We start from the raw sequence: 15,019 nt of genomic DNA, 5'->3' as shown, positions 1-15,019 counted from the left end.
CGTTCCTAACAGATCCCACCCGGACTCACTCTCCACAAGTAGCCCGGACGGGAGCCGACGCGAGCCGCCCCAGCTTCGGCCCCACGAAGGTATGCCGCTGAAATGCCACCCAGTAGACAGTCAGCAGGACCAGGGCCCCGGCGAACGTGTACCCGGCCAGCTCGTTGGGAGGCAGGACGAAGAGCACCATCACCACCGCGCACCAGCCGAGCGCCACGACATTCACTGGCGTGGAGAAGCGCCCCAGGTCCCACGGCCCCCGGTGCGACCACGTCCCGTTGCGCCGGGCGCGCAGGCCCACCAGCACTGGCAGCGCATACGAGGCATAGAGCGCCAACGTGCTGAGCGCCACCATGGCCGCGTAGGCCCCGCTCCAGATGGCCACCACGAAGGCCGCCACCACCGACACCCAGATGGCCACGTGAGGGCTGCGGTAGCGCGGCGACACGCGCGCGAGCAGCGCCGAGGCCGGCAGTCCTCCATCCCGCGCGAACGCGAAGAGCATGCGCGAGTTGGACGTCACCGAGGACAGCCCGCAGAACCACATGGCCCCGATGGCGATCCACACCAGCGCCCCGCCGAGCGCCGGCCCGAGCGACTCGCGCAGCACGTACAGGAAGGGATTGGGCGCGGCGGCCGCGGCCGGCAGGTCTCCAATGGCCAGCGTCACGCCCACCAGCAGCACGTACCCCACCACCGCGCTCACCGCCACGGACAGGAAGATGCCCCAGGGGGCGTTGCGCGTGGGATCCAACGTCTCCTCGGAGATGTGGGCGCTGGCGTCGTAGCCGGTGAACGTCCACTGGGCCTGCAACAGGCCGATGAGGAAGCCGTAGGTGTAGACGTGGCTCTCCGAGGAGAAGCGCGTGAGGAGGAAGGCGGCGTCCTGCTTGGGCGCGAAGACCACCAGCGCGCCGATGACCACCGCCACGCCGGCCACGTGATACCAGGCCGACAGGTTGTTGAGCAGCGCCACCGCTCGCACGCCCACGTGGTTGAGCACCGCGTGCGACAGCAGGATGGCCGCGTAGAGTGGCAGTACATAGCCCCGCTCCCGCGGCCACCCGAGCATGTCCGCCACGAACTCCGCCAGGCCGTAGTCGATGCCGGCGGTGATGGCGAACTGACCGATGGTGTTGAGCCACGCCGTGAAGAAGCCCGCCCTCACGCCCCCCAGCATGGCGGCCCAGTGGTAGAGCGCGCCCGCCGTGGGGAACGAGGAGGCGAGCTGCGCGAGGCTCGCCGCCACCATGAGCGTCATCACCGAGACCAACGGCCAGCCCACCCCCATGACGAATGGCCCGCCGAAGCGCAGACCATGGCCATAGAGCGTCACCGCTCCGGTGAGGATGGAGATGATGGAGAAGGAGACGGCGAAGTTGGAGAAGCCGCCCATGTCACGCAACAACTGCTGCGCGTACCCCAGACGCTGGAGTTGGGCCGCGTCCGCCTCGAGTTGCTGCTTCTTGTCGGCATCCATACCCGGCACCATGGTCCCTTCCCCAGGAGGATGGGAAGAGGCGGCGGCGCGGAGTGTGGGCTCGTCGGCGATCCGGGGAAGGCAGCGTTACCGCTTGCGCTCCTCGCGCTCCTGGCCGGCGGCACCCGGAGCCGGGGGAGCCGGGGGCGCCACGATGCGCCGCTCGATGCGGATCTGCCTCCCCGCGCCCGGTGTCATGGGGCCCATCTCCGCCTCCAGCTTCTGCCAGAAGTCCGGGCCCAGCGCCTTCTTGATGGCCACCATCAGGCCCACCCGGTTCTGGCGCACCGCCGTCTCCGCGCGGCCCACCTTCTCCACCAGGTCCTTCACGCTCCCCTCGTTGGGGGCCGGCTGGCGCAGCTCCTTCTCCAGCGCGAGCTGGTTGCGCTTGAGCTCCGCCTCCAGGCCGATCAGCGCCTCATTGGACTCGAAGGTCAGATCCTGCACCTTCTGCACGAGGCTCTGCGGCAGGCCGATCTTCGCCGCCACCTGCGGAGGAATGCCGTAGGACGGAGGCGACAGCGGGGCCTCGGGCGACAGCGGGGGAAGCGGCGCCAGCGGGGCATTGCCGGGTCCGCTCATCACGACGACGTGCATCTCATCGGACTTGTCCTTGTCCTGCGCGAGAGCGGGCACGGCGGTGAGGACCACCAGGGCACACAGCAGCTTCTTCATCATGGTTCTGCTCCTGTCTTTCACTGTGACTCACTGCGACTTCGACTCATTGCGACTTCGACTTCGACACATGGAAGGCCGCGAGGGCCGTCTGGAAGGGCTCGGCGTCGAGCGCCGTGGAGTCCGGCGGACGCACCCACACGGCAAGAGCGCCGAACGGCAGGTACATCTCGTCCTCGATGCTCGGGCGGGTGCGCGTGTAGCCATGCACCTCGCCGAACAGCTCCCCGATGGAGACGACCTCACTCCCCTGCCCCGGCGACGCCGTCCGCGCGGGCTGTTCGGCGCGCAGGGAGCCCTCGACGGGGCCACCCACCACCGGTTCGACCCCGTCGGACACGGGCGTCCTCACGCGCGGCGCGACGAACAACACCAGGGCGGCCACGGCCGCGGTGGCGCTGGCACTGGCCGCCATCCGGCGGCGGTGCTGACGGCGGCGCACCTCACCAAGAATGGCCTCGCGCGGAATGGCGGCGGGGGCCTGGGGCTCCGGCAGGCGAAGCGCGGTGGCGGACGCGTGGAGCCGGGCGAGCGAACGGCATGCGGCGCACTGCTCCAGGTGGGCCTGCAATCCCGGAGGCCGGGGCAGGCGCTCGTCCACGAGGGCCGCGGCGAAGTCCTGGCAGCTCATGGGGTGTCTCCTTGGAGCGCGTCCGCGGCCTTGAGCTTCTGGAGCGCCCGGTAGAGGTGGATGCGGACGGTGCCGCGGCCGATGTTCATCGCATCGGCGATGGCATCGAGGTCGAGCCCCTCCAGGTACCGGAGGGAAAAGGCCGTGGCCTGCTGGGCCGGGAGTGTCCGCAGCGCCCGGCCAAAGGCACGCCAGCGCTCGACGCCGGCGAAACGCTCCTCGGGTGAGGGCTGCGGTCCCGGACCCAGGTCCAGCACCTCGCGGATGACGCTCCACACCCGGCGCCGGCGCAGGTGGCCCATGGCGCGCGAGACGAGGATGCGCCGCAGCCAGGCGGGGCCCGCCTTGGAGTCCCTCAAGGTGTGGCGTTTCTCGTAGGCATCGGCCAGGGCGGACTGCACGAGATCCTTCGCCTCCTCCCCGTCCCACACCAGCCGGCGCGCCAGCCGCAGGAGGGCCGCCTGCTCCCCCTCCACGAGCGCGTCGAAGTCGAGGGGGGTGACCCTCTCATCCATCGGCGTCTCGTCCATGACGGCGGTGCCCTTCAAGGTTGGACCTCGTTGCCCGGTTTCCATTCAGGAGGACGCACGAGCCCCCTGGGCGGCATACCGGTGATTTTCCCCCCATTTTTCCGCCCCTCCGGGAGAATCCCCGGCCCCATGCCCCCGTACGAGCTCCGCCAGATTCCGGCCACCGAGACGCGCCACCTGCGCCACGTCGTGCTCCGCCCGCACCAACGCCCCGAGGAGCTCGTCTATCCGGGAGACGACGCTCCGGACACGGTGCACCTGGGGCTGTACGTGGGCGGCACGCAGCACGGGGTGGCCTCGCTCTACCGGGAACCCCCACCGGGCTCCAGGTCGTCCACCGAGTGGCGCCTGCGTGGAATGGCGGTGCTCGCCCCGGATCAGGGCAAGGGCTTCGGCGCGGCGCTGCTCCAGGCCTGCATTGATCACGCGGCGCGTCAGGGCGGCACCCGGCTGTGGTGCAACGCGCGCACGACGGCCTCGGGCTTCTACCGGAGGCTGGGCTTCAACGTGGAAGGGGGGGAGTTCGAGCTCCCCGGCATCGGCCCGCACTACCTCATGTGGCGAGCGCTCTGAGTCAGCTCCCGGAGGCGCGCATCAGTCGGCCCGCGAGCTGGGTGTACTGGTCGCGCTTCTCCGTGTCCCCGAGGTGCGCCCACACGTCCGCGAGCGCCTTGGCCGCCTCCGTCAGCCCCGGGTGCAGCTCCAGCGCCATCTCCAGCACATGGCGCGCGTGCCGGTAGCGCGCCTTGCCCGTCAGCCCGATGCCCCGGGTCCGGTGCTTGCCCGACTCCGTCAGCAGCGCCTCGCCCAGGTTGGCGATCTCCACCGCCGTCCCCTCGCGCCAGGCCTGCTCCGTGTTGAGCTGCAGGGCCTCCTCCAGCAGGGCCCTCGCGTCCTCCGGCTCGTCCAGCTCGAGCTGGCAGAGCGCCGCGTTGCGGTAGTTCTCGGCCGTCTCCGGGTCCAAGTCGATGGCGCGCTCGAAGCACTTCAACGCCTCGCGCGGACGCCCCAGACTGGTGAGCGAGGAGCCCTTGGCGCTCAGCGCCAACACGTGGTTGGGATCCTGGGCCAGGACCCGGTTGAACACCTGGATCGCGGCCTCGTGGTTGCCGGACATCGAGTGGCTGACGCCCTCGTTGAACGCCGCTAAAAGAGTGGACATATGTCCCCTTCTCACCGGCCGAGACGCCGGCCCGAGCTGCCGGCCGCGGAGTGTACGGCCGGAGACGGAAGCGTGACAGGAGAGGGAACTCGCTGGGAATCCGAAATCTGAAGCGCGCTCTCAACTTGTGGGACGGGCTACATCTCCACCTGGACTCCGTCTTCTCCGGGCGGAAAGCCCTTCTTCTGCCCGCGCGCTCCCGAGGGCAGGGCTCGCGTCAGGGAGCCTTCTCCAACGTGACGGAGGTCTGTGAGAGCTGCTCCGGCAAGGGCAGCGGCTGGTTGCGGGCGCTGCCGGGGTCCTGGGCCAGCTGGCGCGCCGCATCCATCAGCGCGTTCACGTCGAAGGGTGCATCGCTGGTGACGAAGAAGAAGCGCTCGAAGGCGGGGGCGTCGTCCAGCTCGTAGGCGCTCGGCAGGGACACCGTGCCGCCCTTCAGCTCCAACGAGCCCGTGAGCGACTCCGGGAAATGGAGCGTGACGGAGCCCCGGCCGTCCACGGACAGCACCGCGCCGTAGCGCCTTCCCGCGGACACATAGCTGAGCTGCAGCACGTCGCCCTGCCGCGCCCGGGCCGAGTCCACCAACGGCTCGGGGGCCCCGCCCTGCGTCTGGCGGTGGACGAGCAGCTTCGGTTCCAGGCCCTTGGTGCGCGTCGTATCGAGCAGCGCCACCTGCTGGGGCCGGGCCTCCTCCTCGGGCAGCTCGTGCAGGGAGAGGACCATCAGCAGCGCGAGCCCCACCACCACGGGCACTCCCAGCGCCACGGCGGGCAGCCAGCGCCGCGAAAGCGTGTCGGCCCTCACCGAGCGGGAGGCCTCCAGCACCCGGCGGCGGCGGGCGATCTCGGCGGCGACCTGGGACGGGGGGAGCTTCGCCAGCGTGGCCCCATCATCGGACTCCAGCCGGGCGAGCCGCTCGAGGCCTCCGGGCTCCTCGGCCAGACGCGCTCGGGCGGCGGCGAGCTCCTCGGGGGGCAGCTCTCCCAGGGCGATACGCTCCAACAACCAATCGGGCGTGCGTTGGGACATGTCAGGCGGCCTCCAGTTCATGCAGGTGGGCGCGCAGGGTGCGCAGGCGCTTGCGGACGCCGGAGACGGAGAGGCCCACCTCCTTCGCCACTTCTTCGTACGTCATCCCGTCCACCAGGTGCAGCACGGCGATGGTGCGCGTGGACACCTGCTCCCTTCCGAAGAGCCGGTCCAACACCGCCGCCGCCCCCGTGCGCGCCTCCATGTCCTCCAGCGAGGAGATGCGCACCAGCAACTCCTCATCCGCGTCCGCCGGACGCCGGCGCTCCGAGCGCATCCGGTTGAGGCACACGTTCGTCGCCATGCGGTGCAGCAGGCTGGAGGGTGCCGTCTGCGTCAGCGCCTCCTGGTGATCGAGGAGCTGGACGAACACGTCATGCATGGCGTCCACCGCCCGATCCTCGTCACGAAGGAGGAAGCGGCAGCGCCGGAGCACCATCGGTCCATACCGGCGGTAGCAGGCTTCCACATCGATGGCCAACGTTGGACCCTCCGTCCCTTGCGCGCACCTGAACACCGCGGCGGGCACGAACTGTTACCGCGCGCCGCATCACCTGGGTGCGACGGAGTGGTGAGTGGCCGTAAGTAGCTGGAATCACACCCGTGAGCAGGGGTAGTGGGGGACCCATGTGTCGTAAACCGGATGCCCGTTCGCGGGGGCGCGCCAGCGAGAGGCGCCGCGACGTGGCAGCGTTCGTCTCGATGAAGTCAGATCGCACCGCGCATCAGGACCAACTCCGACTCAAGAGGAGGATCTTCTTCGTCTCCGCAGCGATGATGATGATGGGACTGGGGCTCCACAGCCTGGTCGCCACCACCGTCGACCCGAGGCTGGTGCTGGTACAGGTTGCCTGGAGTGTGGGCTTCGTGCTGCTCGGAGTGGGTGTGGGCTCGGGACGGATGCCCCCCTGGGCGTCCGGCTCCGCGTCCGGGCTGATGTGCCTTACCGCGATAACGGCGCTCGTCCACTACACGGGTGGGCCGGCGAGCCCCTACTTCGTGACGATCATCGCCGCCCCCCTCATTCTCTCCATGTTCACCCCGGACTCCTGGCTGCCGACGCTGGTGTGCGTCGGGGCGATGGTGGGTTCAGTGGCCCTGTTGAACGTGCTGGCCGGAATCCCGCCGCATACCTTCCTCCCGCAGCTGGTCTTCTTCGGCCTCATCGGAAGCTTCGGGCTCTACGGAGGGCGGACCTACCGGCGGCTGCGCGAAGCGGAGAAGGTGGCCCAGGAGGAGAGGCTGAGCGCTCTGGAGCAACTGGCCGAGAGCGAGCGCCTGCGGCGGCGCGCCGAGCGAGAGCGCGCGGAGGTGGAGCGGCTGGCGTTGGTGGGACAACTCGCCTCGGGAGTGGCCCACGAGGTGAACAACCCGCTGGCCTTCGTGAAGTCCAACCTGAATTACCTCGAGCAGGAATTGCTGGACAGGGGCAAGCCACCGGAGCCTCCCGAGCTGCGCGAGTTGCTGGACGAGACGCGGCAGGGCGTGCTGCGCATCCAGCAGATCGTCGCCGACCTGCGGCGCTTCTCCCGGGAGGGGAACGGGAACGAAGAGCACGGCTCGCCGTTGGATGCGATGGAGGAAGCCCGGCGGTTGGCGTCGGTGCGCCTGCGCAGCCTGGGCGAGGTGGAGCTGGACGCCCCGCCGTCATTGCCGGCGGTGCGGTTGGACCAGCGGCATCTGGTGCAGGTCCTGCTGAACCTGCTGCTGAACGCGGCGGATGCGGTGGAGGCCGCGGTACCGCCCCGCCCCGCCCGCATCGTGCTCCGAGCCCGGCGGACGGCCGGAGGTGTGCGGCTGGAGGTGGATGACAACGGCACGGGGATTCCTCTGGAGGTGTTGCCGCGGCTCTTCGAGCCCTTCTTCACCACCAAGCCACCGGGAAAGGGCACCGGACTGGGGCTGGCGCTGTGCCACGAATACGTCGTCCGGGCGGGAGGCACCCTCACCGCCGAGAACCGGCCCGAGGGGGGCGCCCGCTTCATCCTCCTGCTGAACGAGGAGCCGGCAGCCGCCTCGACGGCTGAGCATTCGTGAAATGACACCTGGGGGCCGAGGCAGGAGACCTTCGGGAGGCTCGGTGGTACAAGCCGCCCCAACGTGAGCACCGCCACCGACACCATCCCCACCTTCGAACAACTGGGCCTCGGGCCCGCCCTCGTGGAGGCGCTCAGTGCGCTCGGCTACGAGGAGCCCACTCCCATCCAGCGGGCCGCCCTGCCCCCGCTGCTCGCGGGGAAGGATCTGCTCGGCATCGCCGCCACCGGCACCGGCAAGACGGCCGCCTTCTCCCTCCCCCTCCTCCAGCGCCTCACGCTAGGCGGCAAGCGCGAGCCGTTCTCCACCTCCGCGCTCGTGCTCGTCCCCACGCGCGAGCTGGCCATGCAGGTGGCCGAGGCCATCCACCGCTACGGCCAGAAGCTCGGCGTCAGCGTGCTCCCCCTCTACGGCGGCCAGCCCATCGGACAGCAACTGCGCGTCCTCAAGCGCGGCGTGGACGTCGTCGTCGCCACCCCGGGCCGCGCGCTCGACCACCTCCAGCGCCAGTCGCTCCTGCTCGACTCCCTGCACACCGTCGTGCTCGACGAGGCCGACGAGATGCTCGACATGGGCTTCGCCGAGGACCTGGAGGCCATCCTCGAGGCCACCCCCGAGGGGCACCAGACGGCGCTCTTCTCCGCCACCCTGCCCCCGCGCATCGCCTCCATCGCCGAGCGCCACCTGCACCAGCCCGTCCACGTGCGCATCGCCAAGGAGAAGGTCGCGCCCGGCACCGGCCCCCGCGTGCGCCAGACGGCCTACATCGTCCCACGCGCCTTCAAGGCCGCCACGCTCGGGCGCGTGCTGGACGTGGAAGCCCCCACCGCCGCCATCGTCTTCTGCCGCACCCGCACCGAGGTGGATGAGCTCACCGTGTCGCTCAACGGCCGGGGCTGGCGGGCCCAGGCGCTCCACGGAGGCATGGACCAGACCCAGCGCGACCGCGTCCTCAAGCAGTTCAAGACGCACGCCGTGGAGCTGCTGATCGCCACCGACGTGGCCGCACGCGGACTGGACATCGAGAAGCTGTCCCACGTGGTCAACTACGACGTGCCCAACGCCCCCGAGGCGTACGTGCACCGCATCGGCCGAACGGGCCGCGCCGGACGCGAGGGCGTGGCCATCACCCTCGCCGAGCCGCGCGAGCACCGGCTGCTGCGCAACATCGAGAAGCTCACCGGCCAGCGCATTGAAGTGGCCACCGTGCCCACCGTAGCGGACCTGCGCGCCCGCCGGCTCGAGCTCGTGCGCGCCTCCCTGCGCGAGGCCCTGGTGGCTGGCGAGCTCGACTCCTACCGCCCCGTGGTGGAGAGCCTCGCCTCCGAGTTCGACCTGGTGGATGTGGCCACCGCCGCGGTGAAGCTGCTCCACGACGCCCAGGTGGAAGGCCAGGAGCACGAGGAGGAGATCCCCATGATGCCCCCGCCCTCGGAGAAGCCCGCCCGTCCGGGGAAGAACGCCCGGATGGCGGAGCGCGCGGAGCGCTTCCGGCCCGGAGAGCGGCCGGCGCCGGGGGCACAGAAGGGGCCGAAGCGCCGCACGGGCCCGTCCCAGGACTTCGACATGGCGCGGATCTTCATCGGCGTGGGCCGCCAGGCGGGCGTGCGGCCCGCGGACCTCGTGGGGGCCATTGCCGGCGAAGCGGGCGTGGAGGGCCGGCGCATCGGCGCCATCGACATCGGCGACAACTACTCCCTCGTCGAGGTGCCCGAGTCCCTCGCCGATCAGATCATTTCCGCGCTGAAGCAGGCCACCCTGCGCGGCAAGAAGGTGCAGGTGCGACGCGACCGGGGTTGAGACATATGAGGCGCACCTGCTACCCAGCGCCACACGAGCTACACCACGGCTCGCCGTTTGGCGCGTGACAGGTGCTCCTCGCCGCTCTCCGCGAAGCGCCGAGCCAGTTCATCCCGCCCCTTCTTCCCATGCGCCACCCGGTACGCCAGTTCCGACGGCAGCAGCGCCTTGACGGTGACGAGCCGCACCTCTCCGCAGGGTGTGGTGAAGTGCCCCGGCAGCGTGTGCGACTCCAGCCCGAGTAGCACACCTACCCGGCCCTCCCCGGTGACGAGGGACTTGGGCATTCCCTTCCCGGACACCTCCATGGTCAGTTGGCCCGTCAGAGCGGCTTTGCGCACTCGCTCATGCTCCGCAACTTCGTTCGCAACGCGCTGGAGGATCAAGAAGACCCAACTCCCCTTGACGTCCTTGACAGCGTCGTCGGTTTCAATTGCGAGCTCGAGGCCGAAGCCCACGGACGGCGCCTCGTGTCCGGGGAAGGGATCGGAGAGGCCGTCCGTCACCAATAGGAGCCGTCGCTCTGCACGGTGGATGACGCGCCATGCCTGCCGGTGGCCCGGCCACGCAGGGCCGCCGGGGACAATAGGGACGATGGCTGTTTCCTCCAGTTCGCCAAGGGTGCGCCAGAACGCTTCGCGTGCGGCGTCCACCTGCCGCAGCCAGTCTGTGTAACTCGCGAGCGATTGCTGCTCGACCCTCTGGCGTCCAGGACCTGTGACCTCTCTGAACGACAGCCCCGTGGCGCCGGTGCGCTCAAGGGCCTCCTTCACGTCCTCGGCGACGATGAGGGCCACTCTCCATCCCCAGGGACGGAAGATCTTGGCATCGCCCACCTGGGAGGGGTCGATACGCATGCCGTACACATCCCGGTACTGCCCAACCTTTTCGGGTCGCCCATCCTCCGGTTTCCAGTACAGCACTTCCGTGGACGCCTCGTCGTCGATGCACTTCACGAGGCGCGCGACGTTGACCAGGAAGTAGGCCTCTGGTCGCGACTCCACTTCCACGGGGAAGAGTTGGACGTCACCCGGAGCCAGCTCGACCAGGACGCGGGCCACCTTTTCGGTGACGACGGGGAACCCCCCCGTGTCCGCGATTGAGAAGTCGAGCGCACTGCCAGGATGATAGATGGGGACTCGAAGGCGACCGTCAAAGCGAGTGGGCTCTCCGCTCATGAACTGCCGCGTGCGCACTTCGTTCCCCTGCTCATCAATAGGATCGCCCAGCAACCAGCGATCCGAGCTGTTCATATCATCGGTCAGCTCAAAGTACCTCTGCGCCATGCCGCTCTCCTACCCTCACGGGGTCCGGGTAACCAGTTTGTTGAGCTCGGAGCCCGCCTGCTTGAGTTGCTCGGCGAGACTCTCCAATTCCCGGGTGAGGGCATTCCGACACTGCTCCGTGGTTTCGCAGTTCTGCACTGCAGCCTTGAGCCGCTGATAGATTCGCTCATGGTAGGCCCTCGGATGAGGCCCCTTGTGGCCCGGGATGCGGACCTTGTTCGCCGGGTCCTCCATCGACATGCCGGCCTTGTCGAAGGATCGCTTGAGCCTCGGGGTCCAGGGCCCGCCCCGATGGGTGGACTTCTCGTTCTCCACGGTGGCGATGTGGTGGATGTCCCCATCCTCACCCTCCGCCTGCTGCATCGCGAGGATGGCACCCGAGCCAGAGGGAAGTGTGAGAACCAGTCTGCCCTCGACCACGGACACCGACGTCGCTTCGGAAGCCGCTGCGGGCAGGCGGAAGCGGCCTGCGGCGGCGGCGTTCTGCACCGCCTGGGAGAAACCCGGCAGTCCACTCCCCGTCATCGCCTCCTTGCCCTTGGCGCCCGCCTTCCAGGTCGCCAGGATGATGAGAACACGCAGGGTGTTGGGTCCGAGCACCTGGGCGTACCGCTCGCTCGCGTCGCTTAGCTCGTGGAACGTGCCAGCGGCCTCCGCCTCGTCCCAGAGGTCCTTCGTGGCGGAAATCAATCCCCAAAGCTCATGGCCCAGGTAGCCCCAAAGGAAGAGGGTCATCGCCAGGGCGAGGCCCTTAGAGATGGGCTCGGGTGCCATGAGCACCACGAGGTAGAGGGAGAGGCCGGTGAGCAGGGTCGTCATGGCATTGGCGGAGAAGTCCCGGAGGACTCCCGTGGCCGCTTCCACGGCTGGCGTGAGGGCAAGGCTGAGGGCCAGCGCGAACCTGTCGCTGTGGCTGAGGGTGGTGTCGTTCGGGCCATCCCCCAGCAGCCAGAAGCAATCCCCCGGAGAGCCGCGCTTCACACACACGCGCGCGTAGCCCCCTTCGACACTGGCGTCCCTCGCGCTACCAGGTGGCCAGGACGCCAACACCATGCGGCCGGCCAGCGGCCTGGCGGAGCGGGTAGCCACCCGCAGGGGGACCTCGAGGACGAGCTGGGTGAAGGCTTCGCGGAACTCCGTGTCCGAAACCTGGACAGGCACGAAGTCGCTGCTCAGCGTGAGGGTGACGTACGCCCTCGGGGCCGGTGGGGGCACAGGTGACCTGTAGCGCTCGCCCGCCGAGGCTGCCCCGAGGGACGCCCGAGGCGCACGCGGACAGGAGGACGAGCACGATGAGGGCCCAACAGCTCAACCAGGGACACAGCCGTGCGCCCACCGGGCGCGGCCCAATAAGACGGGAAGACACGGCGCACCTCGCAGCAAGCCACAGGGCCCGGAACCATAGATCATCTCCGCGCTGAAGCAGGCCACCCTGCGCGGCAAGAAGGTGCAGGTGCGACGCGACCGGGGTTGAGCGCCGGCACCTCGGGTGCGTTCACGATTCCCGGAAAAGCTCTACAATGAAGAGTCATGCGCGGACTCGCATTGTTCTCCACTGCACTCTTCGTGCTCCACGGGGCCGGGTGCCTCCCCTGGGCGTCCGAGGCGGCCGTCCGGGTAGAGGTGTCCTACCACTTCAAGGCCGGATGCATCACCGTGAGCGCCCGGGATGCGGAAGGCCGGGACCGGGAGGCGAGCGAACGGCTCGAGGTGCTCGATCGCGGGCCCTCGACGGTGGTGCTCGCCGTGTTCCGCCGGCAGAGCTGGAGCCACACGCTGGAGATCACCACCACGGCCCATGAGCAGTCCTGCGAGGGCCCCGAGGTGGCCCGGGACGTGCGCACCGTGAAGCTCGAGAAGAAGGGAGACATCGAGCAGCTCGCCATCAGCCTGGACGCGCCAGACGCGGATGGGGACGGCTATGTCGCCCTGGCCGGCGGCGGCACGGACTGCGACGACGCGGACAAGAACAGTCAGCCCGGCGGCATCGAGGTGTGCGATGACCACGACAACGACTGCGACGGGACCGTCGACCAGGCCCAGGGACTGGGCTCGCCCTGGTATCCCGACGTGGACGGGGACGGCTTCGGCGACCGGAGCGCCGCGCCGGTCATGAGCTGCAGCCAGCCCCCCGTCTCGGGCACCACGCGCTACGTGCAGAACGCCACGGATTGCCGGGACTCGGACCCGAAGACGTACCCCCGCGCCGATGCCAACGAGGCGCGGTGCGACGACCTGGATGACGACTGCGACGGCACCGTGGATGAAGGCTTCGCCAAGGGCACCGCGTGCAGCACGCCCTGTCCCGGTGGCCAGTACGTCTGCAACGCCAGCAAGGATGGCCTGAGCTGCAACGCTCCCGCCCCCACGTCCTACTACCCGGACGCGGACGGTGATGGCGCGGGCGACGAGCGCGCGGCCCCCGTCCCGGTGTGCCCCGGTGCGACGCCCCCCGCGGGCACCGTCGCCAACAAGGACGACTGCGATGATCAGGACGCTCGCAACCGGCGCGGCAGGACCGAGGCATGTGACGACCGGGACAACACCTGCGACGGGCAACGAGACGAGGGCGGCGTCTGCGGAGGCAAGGGATGGAGCGTGCTCTCGGATCCCGCGCTGACCGGCACCCGGCAGTGGAAGACCGTGGCGATCGGCCCGAGCGGACTGCCGGTATGGGTGGCGGGCGACAATGGCGTGCTCGCGGTGCGCACCACCGCGGGTCAGTCCTTCAAGAGCCTCGATACGAACTGCGGCACCACCAACTGGCGCGCCTCGTGGGTGCGGCCCGATGGCCATGTGTTCCTGTCCGGTGACAACGGGCGGCTGGCCGAGCACGACGGCAACACCTGCCTCCTCCAGACAACCGTCGCCACCTCGACCAACAGCCTCACCGGCCTCCAGGGATTCACCTCGGGGACAACGACGCAGTTCTACATCGCGGATCAACAGGGACGGATGTACTCGTGGACGCCGGGCAGCGCGACCCAGGAGCACTACAACGAGACGCCTCCCACCTACTACGGCCTCCACGGCCTCTCGCCCACGCAGCTCATCGCCGTCGGTGACAAGAACGGCAACGACACGGTTCCGTACATCATCGGCTACCCCGGCAGCGGCGGACTGCCGGCGAGGACGCAGCACACCCTGACAGGAGTGCCCGGCGGCTACAGCGGCGCCCTGCGTGCCGTGTGGATGGGCAGTTCCAGCCTCGCCTACGCCGTGGGAGACGCGGGCCTGGTGATGAAGTGGAACGGCGCCACGGACTGGACGCGCGTGAACCCGCCTTCGGACGGCACCTCAGCCGCCTTCACCAGCGTGGTGGCCCTGGACCCGTCCTCCATCTACACCACCGATGCCAGCTCCCTGACCACCGGTGTCATCCGCCGGCTGAGCGCGACGGGTTGGGTCATCGCTCGCACCGTGGACAAACCCCTCCGGGATCTCGCGCTCAACTCCCCGGACGAGATCTGGGCCGTGGGCGACGACGGCCGCGTGGTGCACTTCCCCGAGTAGCGGCCTCCGCTCAGCGCCAGGGCACCCAGGACTCCGACTCCGCGACGGCCGCTTCCAGTGCATCAAAGAGCGGCCGCGCGGCCAGACTCCCGTCGTAACGCTGTCCGTTGATGAAGAACGAGGGCGTGCCCGTGACGCCGCTGCGCGCTCCGCCCAGGAAGTCGGCGCGCACGCGCTCGGCCACCGCACGGCTGCCCGCGTCCTGATCGAACCGCTCCAGATCCAACCCCAGCAGCTCCGCATAGCCGATCAGATCATCGGGCTCGAGCGACTCCTGGTTCTCGAAGAGCAGGTCATGCATCTCCCAGAAGCGGCCCTGGGGCGCGGCGGCCTCGGCGGCAAACGCGGCCAGACGCGCATGCGGGGAGGACTCGGAGAGCGGGAAGTTGCGAAAGATGATGCGCACCTGGGCACCCAGCCGCTGTTGCACCGTCTTGATGATGGGGTAGGCCTCGCCGCAAGCGGGGCATGCGTAGTCGCCGTACTCCACCAGGGTGACGCGAGCCTCGGCCGGGCCGAGCGCATGGTCTCGTTCGGAGACCGGAGGAATGAGCCTTCCCATCATGGCGAAACCTCCTGAGCGGCACCCAGGCCCACGCGAACCCGGGCAGCGGACGGTGGCTTGTCGGGAACTCTCGGGCGAGGCCTCATGCGTCTCCCTCCCGTGGTGGAACCAAGGCCACGGGCTCATCTGGCTCAGCGCAAAAGGTGCGCCGACCTGCTCTTCCCGACGACCTGCCCTGAAGGCTTGCCCGTGTGGAGAGGAACACGACGAGGGCTGAAGCCGCCCGCCGTGTCTTCTTGTCACCACCGCTCCAGCCTTCCTACCCATACGGATGGACACGACGCACCTGGGGTAGCGAGCGCCAGGATGA

Annotated in this window: 14 protein-coding genes; 4 read left to right on the top strand and 10 right to left on the bottom strand. The window is 69.3% G+C overall.

Annotated features, from left to right (window positions below):
• Positions 1–25: 25 nt before the first annotated feature.
• The 4 genes from DAT35_RS52560 to DAT35_RS52545 all read right to left on the bottom strand — a co-directional run bounded on the left by DAT35_RS52560 (position 26) and on the right by DAT35_RS52545 (position 3,334).
• Positions 26–1,492 (bottom strand): amino acid permease, encoded by a 1,467-nt coding sequence (locus DAT35_RS52560; protein ID WP_233262223.1) that lies wholly within the window; start codon positions 1,490–1,492, stop codon positions 26–28.
• Between the two features lie 75 nt (positions 1,493–1,567).
• Positions 1,568–2,158 carry a hypothetical protein gene (locus tag DAT35_RS52555; RefSeq protein WP_108077044.1) on the bottom strand — a complete coding sequence of 197 codons (591 nt, stop codon included), beginning with the start codon at positions 2,156–2,158 and terminating at the stop codon, positions 1,568–1,570.
• A 43-nt stretch (positions 2,159–2,201) separates the two neighbouring features.
• Positions 2,202–2,786, bottom strand: coding sequence for a hypothetical protein (locus DAT35_RS52550; RefSeq protein ID WP_108077043.1), 585 nt, complete (start codon positions 2,784–2,786; stop codon positions 2,202–2,204).
• Positions 2,783–3,334 carry an RNA polymerase sigma factor gene (locus DAT35_RS52545; protein ID WP_108077042.1) on the bottom strand — a complete coding sequence of 184 codons (552 nt, stop codon included), beginning with the start codon at positions 3,332–3,334 and terminating at the stop codon, positions 2,783–2,785. The genes DAT35_RS52550 and DAT35_RS52545 overlap by 4 nt, the downstream gene beginning before the upstream one ends.
• Positions 3,335–3,445: 111 nt before the next feature.
• On the opposite strand from DAT35_RS52545, the gene DAT35_RS52540 reads away from it, so the two are divergent.
• Positions 3,446–3,889: a GNAT family N-acetyltransferase gene (locus DAT35_RS52540; RefSeq protein ID WP_108077041.1), complete on the top strand. Its 444-nt coding sequence runs from the start codon at positions 3,446–3,448 to the stop codon at positions 3,887–3,889.
• Between the two features lies 1 nt (position 3,890).
• Here the strand turns inward: DAT35_RS52540 and DAT35_RS52535 are convergent, their stop codons facing one another.
• From DAT35_RS52535 to DAT35_RS52525, 3 genes are all read right to left on the bottom strand, one after another.
• Positions 3,891–4,478 carry a tetratricopeptide repeat protein gene (locus DAT35_RS52535; protein ID WP_108077040.1) on the bottom strand — a complete coding sequence of 196 codons (588 nt, stop codon included), beginning with the start codon at positions 4,476–4,478 and terminating at the stop codon, positions 3,891–3,893.
• 217 nt (positions 4,479–4,695) lie between these two features.
• Positions 4,696–5,508 carry an ActD protein gene (locus DAT35_RS52530; protein ID WP_108077039.1) on the bottom strand — a complete coding sequence of 271 codons (813 nt, stop codon included), beginning with the start codon at positions 5,506–5,508 and terminating at the stop codon, positions 4,696–4,698.
• Between the two features lies 1 nt (position 5,509).
• Positions 5,510–5,989, bottom strand: a complete 480-nt coding sequence (locus tag DAT35_RS52525) for an RNA polymerase sigma factor (protein WP_108077038.1) — start codon at positions 5,987–5,989, stop codon at positions 5,510–5,512.
• A 203-nt stretch (positions 5,990–6,192) separates the two neighbouring features.
• Here DAT35_RS52525 and DAT35_RS52520 point away from each other — a divergent pair, with 203 nt between their 5' ends.
• On the top strand, positions 6,193–7,545 hold the full coding sequence (locus DAT35_RS52520) for a sensor histidine kinase (RefSeq protein ID WP_369946539.1): 1,353 nt from the start codon (positions 6,193–6,195) through the stop codon (positions 7,543–7,545).
• Between the two features lie 63 nt (positions 7,546–7,608).
• Positions 7,609–9,345, top strand: coding sequence for a DEAD/DEAH box helicase (locus DAT35_RS52515; protein WP_146210236.1), 1,737 nt, complete (start codon positions 7,609–7,611; stop codon positions 9,343–9,345).
• 38 nt (positions 9,346–9,383) lie between these two features.
• On the opposite strand, the gene DAT35_RS52510 is transcribed toward DAT35_RS52515, so the two are convergent.
• Positions 9,384–10,631 carry an imm11 family protein gene (locus DAT35_RS52510; protein WP_108077036.1) on the bottom strand — a complete coding sequence of 416 codons (1,248 nt, stop codon included), beginning with the start codon at positions 10,629–10,631 and terminating at the stop codon, positions 9,384–9,386.
• Between the two features lie 15 nt (positions 10,632–10,646).
• Positions 10,647–11,846, bottom strand: a complete 1,200-nt coding sequence (locus DAT35_RS52505) for an AHH domain-containing protein (RefSeq protein ID WP_108077035.1) — start codon at positions 11,844–11,846, stop codon at positions 10,647–10,649.
• A 315-nt stretch (positions 11,847–12,161) separates the two neighbouring features.
• On the opposite strand from DAT35_RS52505, the gene DAT35_RS52500 reads away from it, so the two are divergent.
• Positions 12,162–14,144, top strand: a complete 1,983-nt coding sequence (locus tag DAT35_RS52500; protein ID WP_108077034.1) for a putative metal-binding motif-containing protein — start codon at positions 12,162–12,164, stop codon at positions 14,142–14,144.
• A gap of 10 nt (positions 14,145–14,154) precedes the next feature.
• Here DAT35_RS52500 and DAT35_RS52495 read toward each other — a convergent pair whose 3' ends face one another.
• Complete coding sequence (locus DAT35_RS52495; protein WP_199243266.1) at positions 14,155–14,709, bottom strand: DsbA family protein; 555 nt, start codon at positions 14,707–14,709, stop codon at positions 14,155–14,157.
• Positions 14,710–15,019: the final 310 nt, after the last annotated feature.

Source organism: Vitiosangium sp. GDMCC 1.1324 (genome assembly GCF_003044305.1).
Lineage (GTDB): Bacteria > Myxococcota > Myxococcia > Myxococcales > Myxococcaceae > Archangium.
The sequence above is the reverse complement of the archived record's forward strand: the minus strand, read 5'-3'. Positions and strand labels throughout refer to the sequence as shown.